This window comes from Mesorhizobium sp. WSM3879 (genome assembly GCF_002294915.1).
Lineage (GTDB): Bacteria > Pseudomonadota > Alphaproteobacteria > Rhizobiales > Rhizobiaceae > Mesorhizobium.
In genome coordinates this window covers 326409-346236 of record NZ_NSFZ01000006.1, presented here as the reverse complement: position 1 = coordinate 346236, position 19828 = coordinate 326409, and the positions used below count along the sequence as shown (strand labels likewise).

Here is a 19828-nt window from a genome sequence, read left to right as displayed (position 1 = left end):
GGGCGAACTTGATATTTTACGCGCCCGACAAGCCAAATAGTCAAAACACAATTGGGGATCCGCCCGGCAATCACCAGGCGAGGATCGACAGCGAAACGGGAACTAGAACGGCAAGAGCCCGCTCGTGAGGGCCGAGCGGGCTCCGTCGTGGCCTTTCAGACGGCAAGCAGAAACGGAGGACAAAGCCTTGCCGCCCAATCTCTATAACCGCTCTCGTCTCGCCAAGTTCCGGCCTTTAGACGGCTGCTAAACAAACAGGACTTATGCGCGGGATCGTTAGAGGCTTCAGTCGCAAATCTGTTAGTTGCGAGTCCGCTCATATGGATGCAGGATCAATGCTCCCCACCTTCAAGCGGTGGGTGGCCCGACCCGTGATAATCCTGTGTCACCTAGGTTAAAGCGGGCCGGGCCGCAGAGGTTCCTGGGGGTGCCCGATGCGTTCTCAGCCAAACAGTATTCTCGGACCCGACGACATGGCGATGCTTGAAAGAGTGCTCCAGAAGCTATTACCCGCAGGTGCGGACGCCGCCGAAAGGGAATGGCTGGGCAGCCTGTTGATCACGGCCTTCCAGAACGGGGCGACAGACGAGGCGGCGCTGTTTGCCACGGTGGATAGGAAACCCAAACCGTAAGCTCGGTCTCCCTGCCAGGCGCCTCAATGGCGGCGCTTGAGAAATTTCGCTTCCCGCACCAGCGAATTCCAATCCGTGCCGATCAGCCGGATCAGCTCCCGCGCCTCCTCCTCGGATAGGCTAGTCTCTTTTGCCAACCGCGCTGCCAAAAGGCGGGTATTTTTGTCCGTGCGCGACCCGTTCGGCTTGCCGTCGCCGTCCTTCACTGCCCTATCTCCGTCTCAAACAAGAGCCCGCTCGCCTGAGGGAGGTCGAACGGGCTCCGGGGAATGCCCCCGCGCGGCGCGGTGAACCTTGGCCGGGACACACGCCGCGACACCCAACGGGATGGTTGATCGAATGTTCCCTTCCGCCAGATTGCGACCGAAGTCGGAGGAGCTGCCGCTTTGGTCCCAACCCTGAAACCTTCGCGTTCTCTGCATCATTTGATAGGGCCGGCGAGCAATGTCCCCTTCATCGTCGGCATGAGAGAGTGGATAGATGCCCGCCGTTTCTGCCAGGAGTGGCGGGCATCTGTCTATCTAACCCGCCAAGCCGCCGTCCCGCGACGCTGCCGCCGACAGGGCGCCTGGAAGGGCCCGCTTACTTGGAAAACTGTTTCAGGTAAGCGATGACGTTGGCTACGTCCTGATCGTTCTTGAGGCCGGGAAACGCCATCTTCGTCCCCTTGACCATCCCCCTCGGGTCCTGAAGATACTTCGTCAGCGTAGGCTCATCCCATTTGATGCCGGATTTTCCGGCCTCGGTCATGGCCATGGAATAAGTGAAACCGGGATGCGTGCCCGCGGTGCGCCCGATGACGCCGTGCAGAGACGGGCCGACCTTGTTCTGGTCCTGGTCGGCAATGTGGCAGACCTTGCACTTGGTGAAGACCTTCTCGCCTGCGGCGGCATCCTGCGCCCGCGATGGGCTTGCAAGGAAGATCGTGGCCGACGAGGCGATGAAAATTGCGATTGCGCGCATGGCAGTCCTCCCTGATCGATCGTCATTTGCGCCGGACGATCCGCACCACGCCAGCTGCGCTGGGGCGGCCTGCACGGTAGAGCGGAATATCCGTGGTCCCACCAATGGAGTTGCGGCATCTACATACCACAGTATCAAGCCGGTGGGTAGAAACGCCAGTTTGTGCGGCGCGTCCCGAGGAGCGGACTCAGGCGACGCGCTTTGGTCCTTGATTTGACGCTCACCAAAACAACAATTGCTATCGCCCGCCATGACGCTATCGTTAGCGCCGTCCGGGGTTTTGGCTACCCACTTCCGGACCACCTCGGCCCGGCGGTGCGTCACCACTTCACCCCGAAGCAAGATGGCTGCCGGGCCGTTCTACAGCCTCCAGGCCCGTGAGCGCGGCAGGGTTCTAGCCGAGGCCATAGCCCTGGCTATGTAAGTTGCCCGCCATTCGAGAGTGCAGAACGAAAAGAGACCAAGAGCGTGGTGACCACCCTATAAGCCGCCGAGGAGAAAGCCGGCTCTGGTGCCCAGCCGAGTTGAGGCTTCCGACATTCATCTGAAACCTTATGAACGGCCCCGCGTTTGCTTCTCACGATTTCGTTACCGCGGAGGTAAGATGCAAGGTGTGAAGCGGTCGCGCTGGACGGACACCTACGACCCAGACGAGTTCGCGGCAAAGCACGGTTTGACAACCAGGCAGGCTGAAATTGTCATTCAGAGCAATGGTCCATCCAAGCGCAAATGCGACTTGGCAGCCGCGGCATTTAGGGCCGCGCTTAGATATTGCCGCCACTCGCGAGAAAAAGGTGCGAGAAGATCTCCTCTAAGGTCGGGAAGCAATGAGGCGCCTCAGGGTTGAAGGTATGTCGGGTGGAGCCGTGTGAGAGGGGCGGCGCTCTTTCAACGCCGGCTGTTGAGATACCGCCGCTCGCGAGAAGGGGGCGTCGGGTAAAGTCCGCCGTGTGTCGACAGGCTTTGGAGAGAACCACAACATTTGTTATTTTATGCGGGTTGAATCAATGACATGTTGAGCCAGGGCCGATCGCAACGCAGTTTGCTGACTCTATGGCCCCCTGTCCTCCGACGACCGTCGACACACCCAGGTCCCCCGCCCCGCTCGGCGGTCGTCTTCTTGTTCCAGAGCAATGCAACAAATGTGAGCAACGACGCACCAGCGCTGCTCAGGGCCGGAACCTTTCCGTGTGCCAGACGATCTTGCCGTCGACCTTCATGGGCTTGTGGATCACAAGCTTCCTCGGCAGATGCTCGGGGTGAACCTCGACGAGCGTCACCTTGATCTCCGGCTTGCAGCGGCTGCAGTCGAACCTCAGGCGGAAGGGATTGGCGCCCCCGCCGTAGACCATCATGAGGTCAGCCGACCGGCAGTAGCGCACGTTCCCGCAGGCGCACTCCAGCTTCAAAAGCATGTTGTGCCGGGTCGCCTTGCCCAGCGTGTCGATCATCTCATGCGCCATGAGAACAGAAAAAGAACAAAAAACTTGAACGTCAAGCGGGCATATGAAATCTTTTCGTCATGAGCGACGAGCCGACACGCCCTGGTGAGCCTGTGCAAACGCGCGAGCGCGGGCCTCTCGGCCACGCCTGCGAGCACAAGGGTTGTGCGAAAGACGCGGGCTGGGGCTTTGCTCGCCCGAGGAAGCCATCTCACTGGTTTTGCTTTGAGCACCGTGGGGAGGGGGAACGCTACCTGTAGCAGAGGCACATCATGATACGTGAGACGATAGCAACCGACCTGGAAGAGGCAGCCGATCAGATTGCAGAGATCTCGAGAGCCGACCTTCAGGTGATGCTCCGCAGGGCCGCCCTAATGTTGAGGAATGTGACGGGGCTCGTCCATCCGAAGGTCGAGGAAGCGTTGGCAGGCCTGGCCGCCGCGGAAATGGGGCTATCCAAGCCGGAGCTGGTCAGAACGATCGTCGGTGAATGGCTGATGGCTAACGCCTACCTGCCGGTGCCCTACGCGCTGGACGACGAGAGTGCGGTCGAAGGTAACGCCTGACCCGCCCTCCAATCATCACCTCGGACGTTCACTCCTATCCGTTGGTTGCCCTCTAAGTCCCTTGCGGCATTCAACCGTAATGGAACTTCGGCTTTGGCTCGGTACCCTCGAATTCGACGCCTACGCGGTCATTCCTTCGCCATCGAACGACAGCTTTGTAAGCGATCTCGTCGACGGGAACGTAGAGCACAAAGCGTGCTGGAATCTGAATGTCTGCGGCCAACCTCAGTTCGGCTCCTTGGGAGTGCTGATTGCGTAGAGAACAACTGATTTCCGAGTTTTGGAAACCAGTGATAATCGTTGCGCCCTTCAACACGCGCGGGCGATGTTCTCGACGGGGACCGTCTGGAGGTGGGGATTCCATAGGCCTATAACGTGAACGGGCTTCCAGCGCTCCGTCCAGTCACAAATATGGGCAGGACGGGATGGCAAACAGAAAGACCCGGAAGCCGAAGCCTCCGGGCCGGATCCATGGAGTAATTTAGGTGACGCAGGTCACTCTAACTCGCGATCCGGTTCAAATGCACATCACACATTCGCGATTGCTAAAAAGCCCGGCCACCGAAGCAGCCGGGCCAAAAGAGAACCCCAACTTGGAGAGTTCAGGTGTGTGGCGTCATTGTATGCTGGAAGCTGGTTGTGCGCCACAAACGCGGGGTTGCCGCGCCCGGCGGGCGTCGAGTTTATCCCGGACAACGGCGGCGGCGCTGGCGTGAGGCTGCGGAAACCCTGGAGATAGGCACGTCTCTGAGAATTTCGCTCTCAATGACAGCCCTTGATCAGCACTTTAGCTCTCGCTAAGACGGCGATCGGGGTGAGCGAAGCGAGATGGCGGACTTCAGGAAAAACACATGCGCTGCATGCCAGGGAAGTGGCAGGGTATTCATGTGCAACAAATGGGAGCAGTCTACCGGCACGTGCTGCCCGGCCGGGACACATCGCCAGGGATGCTCTGGGGTGACGGTGACATGCAGCAGCTGCCATGGGTCTGGGATCCGAAACGCACGCCCTAGAAACCTCACACTCCTTTGCGGTGAAGGTCTTTCGGGCGGGTGTCAGGCGAATAGGCCAGCGTGATCCGCTTGCCGCCACAGACGGCGCATTTCATCTTCGGCTTGAGGTCCCACTCCATCGCCGGAGCATAGCGCCGAAGCGGTCGCGGAGCGCCGGCAGATCGAGCTTTTGATGACGATGGCAATCCAGGCAGCCGCCCGTGACATGCCAGCGTCGATAAGCTCTTGAGTCCAGCCATCATGCTGCGATGCAAGGCGAGCTCGGCCTTTTGGCTGGATTTCATTTTATTAGCAGATGCGCTCAAATAGAGAGCTTTGTCAGACAAAAGAGATTTCGCATGTCACTAGTGGACCTCACCGCCGACATCGTCTCCGCTTATGTTAGCAATAATCTCGTCTCGGTAACCGACTTGGCGGATTTGATCGCGTCGGTGTATTACTCGCTCACTGGCGCAGCCCTGCTGCCAAAGCAGGAGCCTGCCGTCGACCCGGAGCGCTCGATCTTCCCCGATCACATCATCTGCCTGGAGGACGGCAAGGAGTTCAAGTCGCTCAAGCGGCACCTGATGACCGATCACGGTCTTACACCAAAGCAGTATCGCGCGAAATGGAACCTGCCGGCAGACCATCCGATGGTGGCGCCGAACTATGCGGAGCGGCGATCGGCGTTGGCGAAGGGGTTTGGCTTTCAGCGGAAGGCTGCAGCTAAGCCGGCGAAGAAGGCAACCAAGCGGAGCGTGACGTAAAGGTCCTCAGCGCGGCGGGCAAGAGCCCGCTCGTGAGAGAAGGAGTGCGAGCGGGCTCCATGCTTTGCCTTTCAGGCGGCTCGGATAGAATGCCGGAACTACCCGTGCCGCCGAGGCCATATTCGCATCCCGTCGGGATGTTCCCAATTCAGACAGAAGTCGTAGAGAATGACGCTTTGGTCCCTGTCCCGAAACCTACATCCCACTGCATACATTTGATAGAGCCGGCGAACATGTGTCCCTTCGTTCGGCGGCATGAGAGAGTGGATAGATGCCCGTCATCCCGTTGCCTGGGGTGGCAGGCATCTGTTGAGTCTCAGCCGGCCGGCAGAAGCCAGGAGTTCAACGACGAGATCGGCAATGGTTCCTGAGTCGTCGGTGCTCACCTTTGGCAGATGTTCTGCCATCCATCGGTCCAGAAATTTCAAAGCCCGCGCGCTCATGCTGACCTCAAGCTGGGAGGCCACCTTATTTGGTTCCTTCCTCCAAGTCCTGCAGTGTCGCATGGCGTAGCGTGTGCTCGCCACGAAGGAACCTTACCCGGCCGGTGATGCCAGGCCTCAGCCATTCGACATCATCGGCGAAGGCGCTGGGGACAGGCTGGGAAGGCTTCGAGGCCCTAACCGCTTCGACGCGCTGCCACAGCCTTTCCCTGAGGCCGCTGGGCAGCGTTATGAACGCTGTGCCGGCATATCACCACCGCGCGCCACGATCGCCGCAGCGGGCTTCCCAGGCTCGCGTCTAATGCCGAGAAGCTCGAAGTCGCCGACATCCCAGCACTTGCACTTGACCCAGGAATCGACCTTCCCGCTTCGATAGAGGCTCTCGCGTCGTTTCGAGACCATGCCCTCAAGGCCCATCTGCTCGACGGCCTCGAAGAACGCGACGCCGTTGCCCTCAACATGGTCGCTGTATTGAATGATGTCCCTGGCCGGCCGGATCAGGTTCCAGAGCTTGGCCTTGCGCTCGATCAGCGGCAGGGATCGGGGATCCTGGCCGTTCAGATGCAAGATATCGAAAGCAACGAAGGCGAGTTGTTCGGCATTCCACACCATCCGAGAATGCATCTGGTGAAAGTTCGGCCGGCCATCGGGATCGGGCGCGATCATCTCCCCATCGATGATAAACGATTCCGCCGGCAGCTTTTCTGCCGCGGTGACGATCGGCCAGTAGCGCTGAGACCAGTCATGCCCGTTTCGTGAGAATGCCCTAACACCTGCCCAATCGCGGACGAGCTGGGTGCGGAAGCCGTCATATTTGATCTCGTGCAGCCAGTCGTCGCTGACCGGCGGCGTCTCGACCTGGATAGGCTCAAGCGGCTTGATGAACATCAACCGCTCTCTGGCGTTACGCATGCACCCGAACTCTCCAAACGCGATTCAAGCCGTCCGCGGCCCATCGGTTCCGGGCATTTTAGCGAATTTGTATGTAGTATGCGTTATTCGCGGTCTACCCCGCCAAGCTTCCTTCGCGGTTCGCCAGGGGTTCGAAGATCACTCCGTAGACGCTTTCGACTTCCTCGTTGATCTCGGCGGCCGGGATGCCTTCTCGGTCGGCCGCTCCCATGAGCTGGTCGGCCAAGTCGCTCACTGCGACGGGATCATCAGTCATCGCGTTCGGCAGGTGCTCTGCCATCCATTTGTCGAGGAAATTTACACCCCGTGTGCTCATCAATGGAATAGGACGGCCGAGAGGACGGACATGCCAACCGACAGAGGCACGGCCACCAGCAAACAAGCTTCTAAGATGATTGTTTCTTTGTCACTGAACATGGAAAGGCAATGCTTTTCCGGGGCTTAAGTTCCGGAGCCTTCAGGCACGGACTATTTTTCGGCGCCTCGCCTCTGTTCCGCTTGGCGCCTGTCGATCGCGACCTGGAGCCGGATGGCTGCAAGCACGAGGGCGACCGGAATTGTGTCGGATTTGGCTTCTGGTTTCTGCATTCCGCCTATAACAAATGTTAGTGGCGGCCGGTTCCCCCGAAAATTGTGGAGCGAGCGGTTAACGCAACGGACGCTCGGGCAAGCGTCACGCTATCGGAACGGCGGAGCGATCAGCTATCTTCTCCTGCCGGTATCCACTCCAGCTCCGAAGGCGATATGCCTGCGCGCAGCTGGCTCAGCCGTAATTCATCGACCCAATAGACCTCGCCGTCGACCAGCACGCGAGCCTCGTAGGAGCCTCCGGAGAAACGCTGCGCCGTGATGTAGACCTTGTGGCGGTCGAGCGCCTTACGGACTGCGGCGCGCTTTAAATTCTGGCTGGTTATCGGACTGCTCATGAACGCCGAACTCTTGACGCCACTACAGGCGATTCAATTTGCCCGTGCTCGAATGGTTCCGGACATTCTAGGCGAGCCCGATGTCTCCCTTGCCCTTTGGCGTTAATTCGATGGGGTCGTCATCGCTTGGAGTGCGACGTCTGGATCCCCCCTCCCGCCACGATGCACGGATCAAATCGTCCGTGGCCAGATCGGCGCAGACTTGTTTTGCATCTTTCATTCGCAACATAAACGTTTCCATCATCTCGGGCCAAATCTGAGAAAAAGGCAAGGCTATGTCGTGTGCCCGAAGTTTGGATAAGAGCCATTGCTGTGCATCAGCCCGAATACCCGGGAGTTGCCGTTCCACAGCTGGCACGTCCTTAAACCCTGCCAGCTTGAAAATATCTGTTTGCCCGGTTCTTTCTGTCTCGATCGATTGGCGCGCTTCGATCCGCCGAAGTCCGTGGTCCTTTAAGGCCGCGAACTCGACCTCTCTATAGGTCTCCAGGCCTTTCGAATTCCTGGTTCCGTATGCGATGCAGAAGAACGTTCGCTCTGCCAGTTTTTCGATCGGCGTCAACAGCACATGCTGAAACCCACCAGACTTTCGAAATTCCTCTGAAAACAGAGCTTGGATTGCCACCTCTCTAGCTAGGCGAGCGTCTAGTCTCTCTTTCCAGTTCGCACCTAGTATCCCATCGAAGGACGCAATGATTTTTGCGTCGTCCCAAGCGGTGAACCGGTTCACGTGATCGAACATAAAATTCAACAGCACCTCTCCCGGTCGGTGCTGCATGATTGGCTTGACCTTGCCGAACTCGTACCCCGTCCAACCAGTAGGATCTATGAAAGTGAGCGCAAACGACGGACCGACCACCTTCATTATGAGGTCGACGGCATCTTCAAACCGGCCACAAAAACTGTGGACGTGAAAGTTGTTTGACGGGTCGTGGTGCGCCTTCACCGCGCGGTCTAGTTCTGCAAAGGCTGCCCGATCCGCTTCAACAAAGAAGCATTGAATGGTTTTGGACTTGCCTTGCCGCTTCATCTGAAGCTGGGCGTCTTTCAACATTTGAATGGCTATCATGAAAGATGTATCTGAATAGTCCGTGGTGCGGGTCTCCCAGGGGCCAGAGAACCCGTCCACATAAGTCAATGTCGGATATCCTCCGAGCAGCACCTTAAACGCCAGAGACTGTAAGTATTTTCGCAGGATGAAATGCTTCGCAGCAGTCTGTTCACGGCCAAAATATATGTCTTGCACTTGAGATTCCCCGCAACCAGCGCGTCAGGCAGAAGTCGACTCGCCGGGAAACATTAGTGCCTAATGACCAATCCGGTCTAGAGAGACGTCTTGACACCCACAATCAAAGGGCGAGAGAGGGCCCGATTGGCATTTCATCGTAGGTCCGCCCGTTGAGGGTCCGTCCGGTCGCTTTTTTATTGCGGCCGCCCCACTGCTTGAAGAAGAACGCGGTTCCGCTCCTTCGGCACATGGCTTCGATCTCGTCGACCCACCGTGGGTCCATATCTCGCGCGCCAGGTCCGGATTCACCCCCAACGATTGCCCAATCGATATTCGAAAGATTGGCACCTGCCACTGAACCTATCAGCGGCTCGAGTGACACGAAGCGGATGGCCGCAGGGGCACGTCGCAAATCGTCGAGACGATCGAGCACGCGGCTATCCTCAACACTGGTCCCGAGCCACACGTTTGAGAGCACCGGGAAGTCTCCTCGCGACAGGATTTCTGCCATCACCTCTGGTCGCTTCGTAAGGATTTGATAGGTGTGCCGGGGCGTTTGCTCCATCACCGCCCAGACCTGCCGGATGAAGTCCGGGGGCACATCAATATGGAACAGATCTGACATAGAATTCACAAACACCCGGCGCGGCTTTGACCAGGCTGCGGGTATAGCGAGTGACTTCGGGTCGATTACCACCTTGCCGGTCCACTTCGCACGGCCCCCGCTTTTGCGAGTGAGGCCATGGTATTTCTCCATTCCCATGGCTTCCAGCCGAGCGGCCATTCTCATGGCGTAGCAATTCGTGCAGCCTGCGGTAAGGATCGTACACCCGGCGACCGGGTTCCAAGTGGCGTCCGTCCATTCGATCGTGGTGTCAGCCATATGAAGTCCTCCTCGGCGGTCCTGCGCGGCATGATTGCGCACAATAGCTGATAAAAACCTTCAGATGAATCCCAGCCGGCGCGGCGAGCCGAGAGCGCAAAAAAGAACCCACCGGCCGAAGCCGATGGGGAGACTGGAAGTGATGTGCAGGGAATTACAGGGTGAGCGCCTGTGCGATCTGCAGGTAGAGCAGCACCCCGAGAGCCCCGGCCAAGAGGAAAATCAGACCGGTCAGAACTTCGGAAGCGGTGCGCGGCAGCCTCACAGCTTGGATCCCTTCAACTGGTCGATGATCTGCGTCAATGCCAGTAACAACCCCGCAACCGTAAGAATGATCCACATCGATGTGGAGCCCAGCCAGCGCAACCGCGTCCAGAGCTTCACCACAGCGAATCCCGCTTGGAAGTGATCCTCGTCCATATCGAGGAAATCATCGAGCCGGTCCCGCTGTTCGGGCTTCAGGCGGCCGGCCCAGATGAGGGCCTCGCGCTGCTTGCTGTCGAGGCGATCGAGCCAGAGGATCGTTTCCGGGTCGAGTTCGCGAAGGCGCTGGGGGAACCCTCCGCTCATTTCACGAGCGCCTGGATGGTATCGCCCTTGGCGTGGTTGAGGCGAACGCAGTCCCCGAGACGGCGGCGATCTTCCGCGTGCAGCCGGGCTTCCTCCTCCGTCGAGACGAAGCGATGGGGGATATCGACCACGCCGACGCAATCCTGCATCACGCTTGGATCGACGTGTGCCGTCGGCTTGGTCACCAGGCTATCGACCGATGGCGTCGAGGCGCTCTGACACCCCTGCAGAGATGCCATCAGGCTTGCAGCCAGAAGGATTGGTCGAAACGGGCGGTGCATTGTCTTGGTCCTTCTGCGCGCGCACCAGCTGGCCGATGCGGCCGGCGTCGCTATGCTGCCTGTCGATGTAGGCTTGTGCCGCGGCATCGATGTCCTGCTGCCGCGTCTTGTTGTCGGCCGCTTGAGCGATGGCGGCGAGCTTGATCTTCTCCTGCCACAGCGCGTCCTCCGCCTTTTGGCCGGCGGCATATTGTCGATCGACGCGGCCGTCGACCAAGCCGGCCAGGGCCGGCCCGACATAGGGGATGTCGCGGACCGGGCCGAGCGGCAGGCCCTCGTAAAAGAGGATGATGCCGCCGGCCAGGACCAGCGGCAGGCCGATACGGCTGGTGCAGAAATTCCAGACCGGGCCGAGGAGGGCCAGAACCGGTGCGAGGAAAGCGAGCATCATCGGCTTGCGCCAATCATGCAGAGCGCCTTCTCACGCTGGCGCCGTTCGAACAGGCCGCGCAGCACGCGCTTGCCGGCTCTATCGAACCAGGTGAGCGCATCGCAGCCGCCGGCGACATCACCAGCGTTGAGGCGGCGCGTTGCGGTGCTCTTTCCCGCGCCGGCGGGACCGACGTTTAAGGCAAGCGACGTGTAGGCCGCGTCCCGTGTCGCCGGCAGGCGAATGTCGATTGTCGACGGCGTGAAATAGCGGTGCAGGCCGGTGCGATGCTGGGCCACCTCGATCTTGAGAAGGTCGAGGCACTCCTGGTCGGTCAGCACCATGTTGGCGCGGACGTCGCGTGTCGAGCCGTAGCAAATCGTCCAGATACCGACGGCATCACGGTAAGCGCGGTTGCTCTTGCCCTCTTCCTTAGCGATGAACGGCACCGCGATCGCCAGCGTCTGCGCCTCGGTCGCCGGACCATCTGGAAGGCTTGCGGCGCTGGACGGCCATGCGAGCAGAAGCGCCAGCGCAAAGACGATTGCCGCGACGGCGGCGATGCGCAGCCATTCCTTCCACGGGGAAATTCCCTGCTGGAAGACTCGGCCGATGATGCCGGCAAGCAGAAGGCCGACAGCGAGCCACCATGCGATGTTCGGATCATAGTCCTGGCCGGTCCAGCCGTACCAAAGCTCAGGCACGATGAGCACGGCGAGGCCGAAAACCTGCATCCAGAAGCTCAGAGACAAAAGCACCACGCGACGCACGTCAGGGACGAGACGCATTACAGTTCCTTTCGGAAAGAGGGGATGGTCGAGCCCGACGGTGGGCGGCCGTCAGAGCAGCGCGGCGGCCGTGAAGAACGCGTCGATCTGGGCCGACGTGTAGCCGAGCGCGGCGAAGCCGGATTCCATCATCGGCTCGTTGCGCACGAAGCTTCCACTGTATTCGAAGGCGTCTTGCACCTCGACAGGCTGCGTTCCGATCCAGGCGATGACCTGGGCGCGCAAACCGGCAACGCTTAGCTGGAGGTGGAATTGCCGAGCCGACACGCTTTCCGGCAACGGCAGGCGGTGCCGGGGGAGCGCTGAACACGCCATTGCTATAGGTGCCGCCGATATACCCCGGCTCCGCGAGCGGGACGATGGTGAACCCGTCGAGTGTGAAGGTCGGGTCGCCCTCGATGAGGTTCACGACTTCGGTGCCTTGGATGACTGCCAGTTGCATGAATGCGATCCTTATTTGAACTCGAGTATGAGAACGACGCCGGGCGCGCCAGCGCCGCCAGCGCCAGCGCTGTACGAACCGCCGCCGCCGCCAGCGCCGTATGCCTGCGCGGCCGCGCCGGCATTGTGGCTGTTAGCGGTCTGGCCGCCCGCGCCACCGCCGCCCCAAAAGCTGGCGCCGCCCTCGCCGCCTTGGGAGTTGCCGGTCGCATTGGTGCCGGAGCCGCCGTCGCCGCCAGCAATATTCATGTAGCCGTTGGCTGCCGTGCCGCCCCGGCCGCCGATGTTCTGAGAGGCTGCGGCAGAGCCGCCGTTCGCCGTAACAGTGCCGAATGCGGATGATCCACCTGCGGCGCCGGCAGCGCCGCCCGAGCCAATTGTAACGGTCTGTGCCGAGACACCGTTCATGAAGAAGATGGCCGTGCCACCAGCGCCGCCGCCGCTTTCACTGCCGCTGCCCGTGCCGGTCGTGCCACCCGCGCCGCCGCCAGTGACGAAGACGAGTGCGCGACTTGCGCCTGCGGTCGGCATATAGGTGCCCGAGGCAGTCTTTACCTGGACGTTGACAAGCGTCCCGGCCGCGGCGGCTGCTGCAGCGGCCGCCGCAAATGCCGTGGTGGCGATCTGCGCGCTGCTCGTGCCGGCCCCTGCAGTCGGCGCGGTGGGCACGCCGCTGAGTGCCGGGCTCACCAGCGTCTTGTTGGAGAGCGACTGCGCCGAAGTTAGGTCAGCGGTGATCGTAGTGTCGATCGAGAACTGCGTGCCCGCCAGGATAAGGCCATTGCCGGCCGTGTATGAACCGACGCCCGCCGTCTGGGCGAACGTGATCGGGTCGGTACCAATGACCGGGTTTTCCTTGGCATTCTGCGTCCAGGTCGTGGCGCCCTGCGTCGCTCCACCCGTCACGAACGTCTGGTCGCCAAGATCGATGTCGGCAGAGAGATTGTAGTAGGTCGCACGCGTCAGGACGAAAGGCGCGCCCGCGCTACCGGTCGCCGTGACCGTATAGATGCCGTTCTGGAACGACGAGGCCTGGTTCTTGACCAGGATCACGTCGTTGAGGTTCGCGGCTACGCCATCGACCGTCAAGGCACCGTTGGCAGAAGCGGTGAGCGTGGCACCGACGCCGGATGCTCCATTGGCATAGGTGACCGCCGGAAGCGCGGTGGTCGTGGCCAGCCTGGTCGCCGGCAGCGTCGTGGTGGCGAATATCGCTGCCTGCACATAGGCCGTCGTGGCCAACTTGGTCGAGTTGTCGCCGGGCGTCTGCGTGACGGCGGTCGAGGCCGAGCCAAGGGCGACGGTCGGGTTCGTGGCGAAGACAAGCGGACCGCTGCCGGTCTCGTCGACCATCGCCGCGGCGAGCTGGGCGCTCGTGCCGCCGGCAAGAAAGGCCAGCATGTTCGCGGCAAGGCCCGAGACGTCGCCGATCGCCGGCTGAGCGAACGTCGGGTTGCCGCTGGTGTCGACTCCGGTCCCGAACTGATGGGGTGGAGCCGCCGCAGATTTCACGCCACCGAGGGCCACGGGCTGCGGCGTGGGTAGGTCAGCCCCGATCAGCGCTCGGAATGCGGGCACTCCGCTTCCGAAGGCTGGAGTAGCCAGAATGAGGTTGGGGAACTGCGAAGCGAGCGAGATCCCGCTGTCCGCGAGGGCAGTGCCGCCGATCGTGGAGAAAACTGGAATATCGCCCACCACGGAGGTCGAAGGCCCAACGATGGTGCCGTTGGCGATCGGTCCGATTGTTTTCCCGCCGATCTGGAAGAAGAGCCCAAAGATGGTCATCCAGATCTGGCCATCGACCGGCACTCCCGGGGCAGCGCCAGGAGGGATGCTGAATCCCGCGCCGTTGGACGTAGAGGCCTGGGTGTTGAGCGGCCCTTGCATCGTGTCGCCGCCCCGGTTCACGGGGGTATAGCCGAGCGCGTCCTGCTTCTGCGAGAACAGATAGCTCCACTGGCCAGCGGTCAGGACATTGCCGTAGCTGAAGGGATTCATTTGTCCCAATCCGAATGTGTGTGAGTGGTTGGCTTACGCGAGGGCGGCGATGCCGCGATCAGTCGAATTCGAAGATGACGACCACACCGTTGCCGCCGGCCCCGCCGGAGCCGCCGCCGTCGCCACCACCACCGCCGCCGCCGAGAGAGCCCGGACCGCCGGGCACCTGGACACCGGTCGAAGGAGTTGCGCCGCCGTAGCCGCCGCCGCCCCAGAACGAGGTGCCCCCGCAACCGCCGTCATGGCCTGAACCGGGCGAGCCGGCACCGCCGGGGATCAAGAGGGTTCCGGCGGTTCCGGTCCCCACCCCTTGCCCGCCCGCTCCAAATGAGTTGGTGCCGCTGGAAGAACCGCCAATGCCGCCGGTAGCGACGGCAAGAGCGCCGAAAGAGGTTGTTCCGCCGGTACCGCCGATGAGATCGGAACCGGATGATGGATTGGGGACGCCACCGGCACCGATGGTGACGGTCTGCTGCGAGACCGGACCGAAATAGACCGCCGTTCCGCCCGCGCTTCCGCCGCCGCCAGTGAAGCCGTTTGTCGTGGCATTGCCGCCGCCTGCGCCGCCTGCGCCCGTGACAAAGACGAGCATGCTCTTGGCACCGGCCGTCGGCACGTAGGTTCCGCTCGCGGTCATGACGCGCATGGCCTTCATCGCGCCAGGGAGAATTGCGGCGAGCGCGGAGAGCGTGACCTCGCGGTCCGCACCGTCCGACACCACATGCAGCGGAAGGCTGTCGTTCAAGGAAAGTGCGCCGGTCGGTGCCGGCAAACTCGTGATGCTCAGCGAAAGGACCTGCTGATCGGTCGCGGCAAGGCCCGCATTGGCGGCCACGGTCACAGCAGGGTTGAGCAGACGGAACGACGTCGTCGCGTTGTTGAACTCAAGGATGCCCATGGCGCTGGCCGGCCATTGCTTTGCCGTCAGCGCGGTGCCGTCCATGTTGACGATCGGATGGGTGCCCAGACCGTCAATGTTGCCCGTCATGGCGCCGTTGTTGTCGAAGGCGGCCTTCTGGACGACGAAAATCTGGCCGTCGACATAAGCGCTCGGCGCCGGCAGGACCGCGGCGGTGCAGACATTGGCCGAGCCCGCGTCGGTACCGACCATGATGGGCGCGGATGCGGCTCCGATGTTGACCCAATTCGCGCCGCCCGTATCAGGGTCGGACGTATTGTCGTCGGCCGTGCTCAGCCAAACGACACCGGTCGCCGCGCCGGCCAGCAACGCGCTCTTGGGATACCCGCCGATCGCTGCCGAGAAGGCCGGATCGTAGGGAACCAGACCGCCTGCATTCTGCCACTGCGACCATTGCGTGATCTGCTGCAGAATGCCGTTCATGTCCTGGCCGAATGGCGGCACGCCGCCCGATCCGACCGGCAGGAAGTTGAGTGGCGGAAAGCCGTCGGTCAGGGAGGCCGCGCCATTCACAATCCCGATCTGCGAGCCGAGCGGGATGGAGCGGATGTAGCTCGGGCTCGCCGAAGCTCCCCAAGCTACGGGGAACTTGGCAGGCAAGGCGGAAAGCTTCATGGAAGGATCCTTAGATGATGACGACCGACGCCTTGACGCCGGTCGGCTTCGGCAAGACGCCGGAGTTCTGGACGATCGCGAGTTCGACAGGAGTCAGCTGGAATGCGAAGGTGTAGGTCATCGTCATCGTCTCGATCGACGAGCCCGCGTAGAACGATGCCTGGTTGAAGCCGACGGAGTTCAGCGATTCCTCGAAGCCGAACCATGTTCCGTAATTGCCGCCCTCGGTAACGTAGGCGTTGCCCCTATTAGGGAAGAGGCTGAGCAGGATCTGGTTGATCGCGGGGATCGAGCCGTTAGTGATGTTGGCTGCCGCCTTGGCGAAGATGAGCCGGCGGTATGCCTCGTCCGACAGCGCGAAATTCGAGGTCAGCGGAGCGCCGGAATAGAACGCGCCTTGCCCGAACGGATCGGCTCCTGGCCTCGCCTCGTCGAAGCCGAACCAGTCCCCGGTCGTGACCTGCAAAACCCGGCTGACGCCGACGATGCGGCCCCAGACGTCGAGCCCATAGCCCTGCGCCGTGTCGACGTTCCAGATGTAGTCGAAGAACGCATCGAAGTTGGCCGTCTGGTCGAGATACGAGAAGATGTTCCCGATCAGCTGCGTCAGCGTGGGCGCATTCGCATACTGGCTGATGACAGTGCGCCAAACGTCGAAAGGCGGGAAATCGCCGATCGGGCTGATGCCAATGGCGAATTGGCCAAAGCCGTTCGGTATCCCGGCCGGTGGCCTGGGATAGGGAGGTCCTGTGTCTTCCATGATCGATCAGGTCAGGGTGACGAAGATGTCGTTGGGGGAGATCGTCGGCACCTGGTCGATGTCGACGGCGATGTCGAAGCGATTGGGGATCGCGGCCGTCATGGTCTCGATTGACACGTTCTTGTTGTTCGAGACGACATAGGTACCGGTGCCGCCCGAGCCGGTGCCGAGCGCGGTGATGGTGGTGCCGACGGTCAGCGCGCCGGTGGTGTCGGAAATGATCTGCCCGACCGCCGGCGCACCCGACGCAACGGCGGAGACCGTCAGTATCGTTCCGGCGATCTGGCCCGTGAAGACGGCGCTGGGGTTGTTGTTCGAGCCTACCTCGATCGAGATGATCTGCGCCCACAAGCCAAGGGCAGCCACGGGCGCGTAGAAACGGCTCGCAAATAGCGTGGTGCCGATCTTCGCGCGCGGCCCACCATCGCCGCCAGCAAAGGCGCTGACGATGGCATTCTGGATTTGCGTCGCGGCATCGGCGGGGACGAGATGCGTGTTGACGATGTTGACCGCGAACAGGATCGCCAAGGGATCGGGGATCTCGAAGCTCACCCGATAGGCAGGGTACGGTGGGACATAGCCGGGGCTCTGGTCGTAGACCGTGACCGTCGTATTGCCGTTGTATGCGCAGCCGGGCGCTTTGCGCGACCAGATCGCTTGCGCGACATCGTCAGCGTCGCCGCCGACCACCGCGACATAGAGCGAGTTCGGATAGATCGAGACGCCGCCAATGGTCTGGACGTCATTGCTGGCGTTCTCTGTCACGAACGCGTCGATGACGTTCGGCACCGCCAGCACCGCGCCCAGGACCGACGGAAGCGAGCCCTGCGAATTCAACGCGACGGAGGCAGCACGGCGGGCCTCGAAAGCCGACCGGCTCTCGACATTGTTGCCCAGCACGCCGTCATCCGGGTTCGTGATCGAATCCCATCCGGGGATCGCTCGAAAAATCTGGTCGAGGCTTCCGGCAGGGCATGGGATCGGCCCGACCACCAGGCACTCGAACGGCAAGGTGACAGTGCCGTCGACGCCGATGACGCCATCCTCGGTGCACAGATACTGGTTGCCATCTTCGGCAAGGGCCAACGAGCCCGTCGGGATGGCGACGCCCGGCAAGCCACTGCAAAGCGCCTGCACGACCGTCGGCTGGGCCGGGTTGCGCTCGATGAAGTAGATGCGCGCGATCGCATCCTGCATCCGGCCGGTCGCATAGGCGGGATCGACCTGGTTGGTGAAATAGAGGAACATCGAGTTGACCTCGTCGATGACCGCCGTCTCGCTGCTGGCGAGCTGCCCCTGCGGCGTGTTCAGCGCGGGATTGAGGACGCCGCCGAACGCGCCGTTGATGTCCTCGGTCACGCCCGCCAGCACCTCCGCGGCCGACGGGATCAGGAACCCCCTGTCCGTCCACTGCGGCGGGGGAACGTTGGTGGTGTCGACCATGTGCTAGAAGCTCGCTGCGGTGGTGTTGCCGGCCCCGTCCGTCACCTGCACTTGGCCGGTGACAGTCCGATCGGTCCAGGACTGGATGAAGGTCTGCGCCGAGACCACGCCGGGCACACTTAGGGCGGCGCGGTTGAAGTACGGCTTCATGAGCGAGACCGGCGGAGCCCTGCCCAGGATCTGGTCGAAAAAGGGAATGCCCTGTGTGGTGTCGTAGTAGAGCTCGCCCGCGAAAAGCCTGATCGCGCTCGCGGCGTCCTGCGCCAGCGCATAGGGCTCGTCGGCGACGGCGATGTTGCCCGACGCGTCGGACATCAGGTCCCATGTGTCGGTGTCGAGAAGGAGCGTCTTCATGTTCCGGGCTCCGGTGGGCCAGACGTCCCGCCGCCAGGCTGGACGTTGGTGTGGAGGTGGTTGAGGAGGCTGATGTTCTCGCCGCCCGATCCCGCGATGACGTCGCCCGTCACGCGCAGCTGCGCGGTGGTGATGGTGATGGAGCCGGCCGCAAACTCAATGATCTGCCCGTTCTTGTCGAAGAGCTTGATGCCGCTCTCGGTAAACTGGACGGCCTGGTCCTGGTTTGCCGGGTTGACGATGGTGCCCATGTAGACGCCGTCCGACATGTTGCCGCGGCGAAAGCTGCCCGGGTTTGATTGGGCTCCGCCATTGGCTTTCAGCGCCGAGATGTCGCGGTCGGATATGGCCATGTGGCCGATATCGCCGACTTTGGGATCGTTGATGATGCCGTTCGTGCCGCCCTGATTCCGCATCGTGGCGATGCCGTAGATGATGCCATGCGGCGTCTGGTTGCCCTGCCCGTCCGTCTGATTGATCAGCGGCATCACATCCACCGTGGGCGGCGCGCCGACGCCGCCACCATGCACTGCGACGACCTTGACCGGGATGCCCGTGCGTGCCTGCGCCAGCTCCTGGCGGATGAGGAAGCGCAGCCGGTTGATCTCGGCGGTGTCGTCAGACGTGGTCTGCTGACCGAAATAGCCTTGGCCGCTCATGCCGGCGCCGAGGCATCAACGGCGATGCATTCGAGGAGCATGAACCACTTTCCGTGGGGCATCATTGCCTCCAACTGATACTCAAGACGGTTGACCTTCCATGTGCCATTGGCCGGCGTCAGGTCGCTCTGGATTTGCACCTTGCCCTGGTACTTCACGGCCGGATTGTAGAGCGCGCGGACCAGCACGAAGGCCTGCTGGAAGAACGGGTAGCCGACCATGCCGGTGTCTTTCGAAATCAGCACCGTGTCGCTGTTTCGCGCCTTGCCGGGCGGCGTGATGACCATCGTGCCGCGATCGATGCCGACGTCGAAGCCGCCGTCACGCGCGATCGCCAGCATCTGCGTCCACGCGGTGCCCGGATAGTAGGGGTTGGCGAACTTCACCTTGACGCCGGCGTCTTCGAACGCCAGGCCCATCTGCCCCGTGAGAGATTTCATCATCTGCGAGGCGTCGCCGGAGCCCTTGATGGAGAGCGGCGGGATCGGCTTTGCGGCATGGAAGACGCCCGGGAGCGAGCTGATCCGGAAGCACACGTCGGGCATCGCCTGCGCGTCGACATAGGCGTAAACGATGGTGCCAGTCCACACGACGTTCTGGCCGGTCTCGTCGTCTCCAGCGAGCACCGAAATGCCGTTCTTGTACATCTGGAGATACTGTGAACCGACGGTGGATAGCTGGTTCATCAGAGCCAGAGGCAGGCCCCAGATTGAAATTTCCGCTTGCCCCGAGCCTTGCCCGGCGTTGACGATGTTGCAGGCGACGCGCAGCCCGAATACCTCCGCGGTGTTGCCGCCGCCTTCAAACTGACCGTTTGCCAGCTCGAACTCGACGGAAATTCGCTTCTGGCTAAACGCCATCTCGATCACCGCCTCA

The 19828-nt window shown here is 61.7% G+C and carries 25 protein-coding genes; 3 read left to right on the top strand and 22 right to left on the bottom strand.

Annotated elements, in window-relative coordinates; all coding sequences use genetic code 11:
* The first annotated feature begins 473 nt into the window (after window positions 1–473).
* Window positions 474–632, top strand: coding sequence for a hypothetical protein (locus CK218_RS30655; protein ID WP_156752705.1), 159 nt, complete (start codon window positions 474–476; stop codon window positions 630–632).
* Window positions 633–655: 23 nt separating this feature from the next.
* Here CK218_RS30655 and CK218_RS16860 read toward each other — a convergent pair whose 3' ends face one another.
* The 3 genes from CK218_RS16860 to CK218_RS16845 form a co-directional block, all read right to left on the bottom strand.
* Window positions 656–838 carry a hypothetical protein gene (locus CK218_RS16860; protein WP_066998632.1) on the bottom strand — a complete coding sequence of 61 codons (183 nt, stop codon included), beginning with the start codon at window positions 836–838 and terminating at the stop codon, window positions 656–658.
* Window positions 839–1214: 376 nt separating this feature from the next.
* Window positions 1215–1595 carry a cytochrome c family protein gene (locus CK218_RS16855; RefSeq protein ID WP_066998634.1) on the bottom strand — a complete coding sequence of 127 codons (381 nt, stop codon included), beginning with the start codon at window positions 1593–1595 and terminating at the stop codon, window positions 1215–1217.
* Window positions 1596–2764: 1169 nt separating this feature from the next.
* Window positions 2765–3046: a hypothetical protein gene (locus CK218_RS16845; protein ID WP_245299669.1), complete on the bottom strand. Its 282-nt coding sequence runs from the start codon at window positions 3044–3046 to the stop codon at window positions 2765–2767.
* Window positions 3047–3309: 263 nt separating this feature from the next.
* On the opposite strand from CK218_RS16845, the gene CK218_RS16835 reads away from it, so the two are divergent.
* Window positions 3310–3603 carry a hypothetical protein gene (locus CK218_RS16835; protein ID WP_066998638.1) on the top strand — a complete coding sequence of 98 codons (294 nt, stop codon included), beginning with the start codon at window positions 3310–3312 and terminating at the stop codon, window positions 3601–3603.
* Between the two features lie 70 nt (window positions 3604–3673).
* Here CK218_RS16835 and CK218_RS16830 read toward each other — a convergent pair whose 3' ends face one another.
* Complete coding sequence (locus CK218_RS16830; protein ID WP_082980581.1) at window positions 3674–3967, bottom strand: PilZ domain-containing protein; 294 nt, start codon at window positions 3965–3967, stop codon at window positions 3674–3676.
* A gap of 654 nt (window positions 3968–4621) precedes the next feature.
* Window positions 4622–4942 carry a hypothetical protein gene (locus CK218_RS30220; protein WP_143749654.1) on the bottom strand — a complete coding sequence of 107 codons (321 nt, stop codon included), beginning with the start codon at window positions 4940–4942 and terminating at the stop codon, window positions 4622–4624.
* A 12-nt stretch (window positions 4943–4954) separates the two neighbouring features.
* Here CK218_RS30220 and CK218_RS16825 point away from each other — a divergent pair, with 12 nt between their 5' ends.
* On the top strand, window positions 4955–5362 hold the full coding sequence (locus CK218_RS16825; protein WP_066998642.1) for a MucR family transcriptional regulator: 408 nt from the start codon (window positions 4955–4957) through the stop codon (window positions 5360–5362).
* A gap of 671 nt (window positions 5363–6033) precedes the next feature.
* Here the strand turns inward: CK218_RS16825 and CK218_RS16815 are convergent.
* From CK218_RS16815 to CK218_RS16735, 17 genes are all read right to left on the bottom strand, one after another.
* Window positions 6034–6717 carry an RNA ligase family protein gene (locus tag CK218_RS16815; protein ID WP_245435063.1) on the bottom strand — a complete coding sequence of 228 codons (684 nt, stop codon included), beginning with the start codon at window positions 6715–6717 and terminating at the stop codon, window positions 6034–6036.
* A gap of 94 nt (window positions 6718–6811) precedes the next feature.
* Complete coding sequence (locus CK218_RS16810; RefSeq protein WP_245299671.1) at window positions 6812–6997, bottom strand: hypothetical protein; 186 nt, start codon at window positions 6995–6997, stop codon at window positions 6812–6814.
* A gap of 418 nt (window positions 6998–7415) precedes the next feature.
* Window positions 7416–7643 carry a hypothetical protein gene (locus CK218_RS16805; protein ID WP_066998646.1) on the bottom strand — a complete coding sequence of 76 codons (228 nt, stop codon included), beginning with the start codon at window positions 7641–7643 and terminating at the stop codon, window positions 7416–7418.
* Window positions 7644–7710: 67 nt separating this feature from the next.
* Window positions 7711–8889: a three-Cys-motif partner protein TcmP gene (gene tcmP, locus CK218_RS16800; RefSeq protein WP_095828329.1), complete on the bottom strand. Its 1179-nt coding sequence runs from the start codon at window positions 8887–8889 to the stop codon at window positions 7711–7713.
* A gap of 103 nt (window positions 8890–8992) precedes the next feature.
* Window positions 8993–9754: a DUF5131 family protein gene (locus tag CK218_RS16795; RefSeq protein WP_066998650.1), complete on the bottom strand. Its 762-nt coding sequence runs from the start codon at window positions 9752–9754 to the stop codon at window positions 8993–8995.
* Between the two features lie 261 nt (window positions 9755–10015).
* Entirely contained in the window at window positions 10016–10324 is a 309-nt protein-coding gene (locus CK218_RS16790; protein WP_066998652.1) for a hypothetical protein, read from the bottom strand.
* Window positions 10321–10509 carry a hypothetical protein gene (locus tag CK218_RS16785; RefSeq protein ID WP_066998654.1) on the bottom strand — a complete coding sequence of 63 codons (189 nt, stop codon included), beginning with the start codon at window positions 10507–10509 and terminating at the stop codon, window positions 10321–10323. The genes CK218_RS16790 and CK218_RS16785 overlap by 4 nt, the downstream gene beginning before the upstream one ends.
* A gap of 4 nt (window positions 10510–10513) precedes the next feature.
* On the bottom strand, window positions 10514–10996 hold the full coding sequence (locus CK218_RS16780; RefSeq protein ID WP_066998657.1) for a hypothetical protein: 483 nt from the start codon (window positions 10994–10996) through the stop codon (window positions 10514–10516).
* On the bottom strand, window positions 10993–11763 hold the full coding sequence (locus CK218_RS16775; RefSeq protein WP_082980583.1) for a lysozyme: 771 nt from the start codon (window positions 11761–11763) through the stop codon (window positions 10993–10995). The genes CK218_RS16780 and CK218_RS16775 overlap by 4 nt, the downstream gene beginning before the upstream one ends.
* Window positions 11764–11814: 51 nt before the next feature.
* On the bottom strand, window positions 11815–12030 hold the full coding sequence (locus CK218_RS16770; RefSeq protein ID WP_245435062.1) for a hypothetical protein: 216 nt from the start codon (window positions 12028–12030) through the stop codon (window positions 11815–11817).
* A gap of 186 nt (window positions 12031–12216) precedes the next feature.
* On the bottom strand, window positions 12217–14202 hold the full coding sequence (locus CK218_RS16765; RefSeq protein WP_066998660.1) for a hypothetical protein: 1986 nt from the start codon (window positions 14200–14202) through the stop codon (window positions 12217–12219).
* A 58-nt stretch (window positions 14203–14260) separates the two neighbouring features.
* Complete coding sequence (locus CK218_RS16760; protein ID WP_095828327.1) at window positions 14261–15736, bottom strand: hypothetical protein; 1476 nt, start codon at window positions 15734–15736, stop codon at window positions 14261–14263.
* A 10-nt stretch (window positions 15737–15746) separates the two neighbouring features.
* A complete protein-coding gene (locus tag CK218_RS16755; RefSeq protein ID WP_066993565.1) occupies window positions 15747–16496 on the bottom strand; it encodes a DUF2612 domain-containing protein in 750 nt (249 codons plus the stop codon).
* 6 nt (window positions 16497–16502) lie between these two features.
* Entirely contained in the window at window positions 16503–17939 is a 1437-nt protein-coding gene (locus CK218_RS16750) for a baseplate J/gp47 family protein (protein WP_095828326.1), read from the bottom strand.
* Between the two features lie 3 nt (window positions 17940–17942).
* A complete protein-coding gene (locus CK218_RS16745; RefSeq protein ID WP_066993570.1) occupies window positions 17943–18293 on the bottom strand; it encodes a hypothetical protein in 351 nt (116 codons plus the stop codon).
* On the bottom strand, window positions 18290–18952 hold the full coding sequence (locus tag CK218_RS16740; protein WP_095828325.1) for a hypothetical protein: 663 nt from the start codon (window positions 18950–18952) through the stop codon (window positions 18290–18292). The genes CK218_RS16745 and CK218_RS16740 overlap by 4 nt, the downstream gene beginning before the upstream one ends.
* A complete protein-coding gene (locus CK218_RS16735; RefSeq protein ID WP_066993956.1) occupies window positions 18949–19812 on the bottom strand; it encodes a hypothetical protein in 864 nt (287 codons plus the stop codon). Before CK218_RS16735 ends, CK218_RS16740 begins: the two co-directional genes overlap by 4 nt.
* Between the last annotated feature and the right edge of the window lie 16 nt (window positions 19813–19828).

Excerpts from the sequence above, each read along its gene's own strand:
- CK218_RS30655 (WP_156752705.1), top strand. The coding sequence starts at position 474 with ATGGCGATGCTTGAAAGAGTGCTCCAGAAGCTATTACCCGCAGGTGCG.
- CK218_RS16855 (WP_066998634.1), bottom strand. The coding sequence starts at position 1,595 with ATGCGCGCAATCGCAATTTTCATCGCCTCGTCGGCCACGATCTTCCTT.
- CK218_RS16845 (WP_245299669.1), bottom strand. The coding sequence starts at position 3,046 with ATGATCGACACGCTGGGCAAGGCGACCCGGCACAACATGCTTTTGAAG.
- CK218_RS16835 (WP_066998638.1), top strand. The coding sequence starts at position 3,310 with ATGATACGTGAGACGATAGCAACCGACCTGGAAGAGGCAGCCGATCAG.
- CK218_RS16830 (WP_082980581.1), bottom strand. The coding sequence starts at position 3,967 with ATGGAATCCCCACCTCCAGACGGTCCCCGTCGAGAACATCGCCCGCGC.
- CK218_RS16825 (WP_066998642.1), top strand. The coding sequence starts at position 4,955 with ATGTCACTAGTGGACCTCACCGCCGACATCGTCTCCGCTTATGTTAGC.
- CK218_RS16815 (WP_245435063.1), bottom strand. The coding sequence starts at position 6,717 with ATGCGTAACGCCAGAGAGCGGTTGATGTTCATCAAGCCGCTTGAGCCT.
- CK218_RS16810 (WP_245299671.1), bottom strand. The coding sequence starts at position 6,997 with ATGGCAGAGCACCTGCCGAACGCGATGACTGATGATCCCGTCGCAGTG.
- CK218_RS16805 (WP_066998646.1), bottom strand. The coding sequence starts at position 7,643 with ATGAGCAGTCCGATAACCAGCCAGAATTTAAAGCGCGCCGCAGTCCGT.
- CK218_RS16795 (WP_066998650.1), bottom strand. The coding sequence starts at position 9,754 with ATGGCTGACACCACGATCGAATGGACGGACGCCACTTGGAACCCGGTC.
- CK218_RS16790 (WP_066998652.1), bottom strand. The coding sequence starts at position 10,324 with ATGAGCGGAGGGTTCCCCCAGCGCCTTCGCGAACTCGACCCGGAAACG.
- CK218_RS16780 (WP_066998657.1), bottom strand. The coding sequence starts at position 10,996 with ATGATGCTCGCTTTCCTCGCACCGGTTCTGGCCCTCCTCGGCCCGGTC.
- CK218_RS16775 (WP_082980583.1), bottom strand. The coding sequence starts at position 11,763 with ATGCGTCTCGTCCCTGACGTGCGTCGCGTGGTGCTTTTGTCTCTGAGC.
- CK218_RS16765 (WP_066998660.1), bottom strand. The coding sequence starts at position 14,202 with ATGAATCCCTTCAGCTACGGCAATGTCCTGACCGCTGGCCAGTGGAGC.
- CK218_RS16760 (WP_095828327.1), bottom strand. The coding sequence starts at position 15,736 with ATGAAGCTTTCCGCCTTGCCTGCCAAGTTCCCCGTAGCTTGGGGAGCT.
- CK218_RS16755 (WP_066993565.1), bottom strand. The coding sequence starts at position 16,496 with ATGGAAGACACAGGACCTCCCTATCCCAGGCCACCGGCCGGGATACCG.
- CK218_RS16750 (WP_095828326.1), bottom strand. The coding sequence starts at position 17,939 with ATGGTCGACACCACCAACGTTCCCCCGCCGCAGTGGACGGACAGGGGG.
- CK218_RS16745 (WP_066993570.1), bottom strand. The coding sequence starts at position 18,293 with ATGAAGACGCTCCTTCTCGACACCGACACATGGGACCTGATGTCCGAC.
- CK218_RS16740 (WP_095828325.1), bottom strand. The coding sequence starts at position 18,952 with ATGAGCGGCCAAGGCTATTTCGGTCAGCAGACCACGTCTGACGACACC.
- CK218_RS16735 (WP_066993956.1), bottom strand. The coding sequence starts at position 19,812 with ATGGCGTTTAGCCAGAAGCGAATTTCCGTCGAGTTCGAGCTGGCAAAC.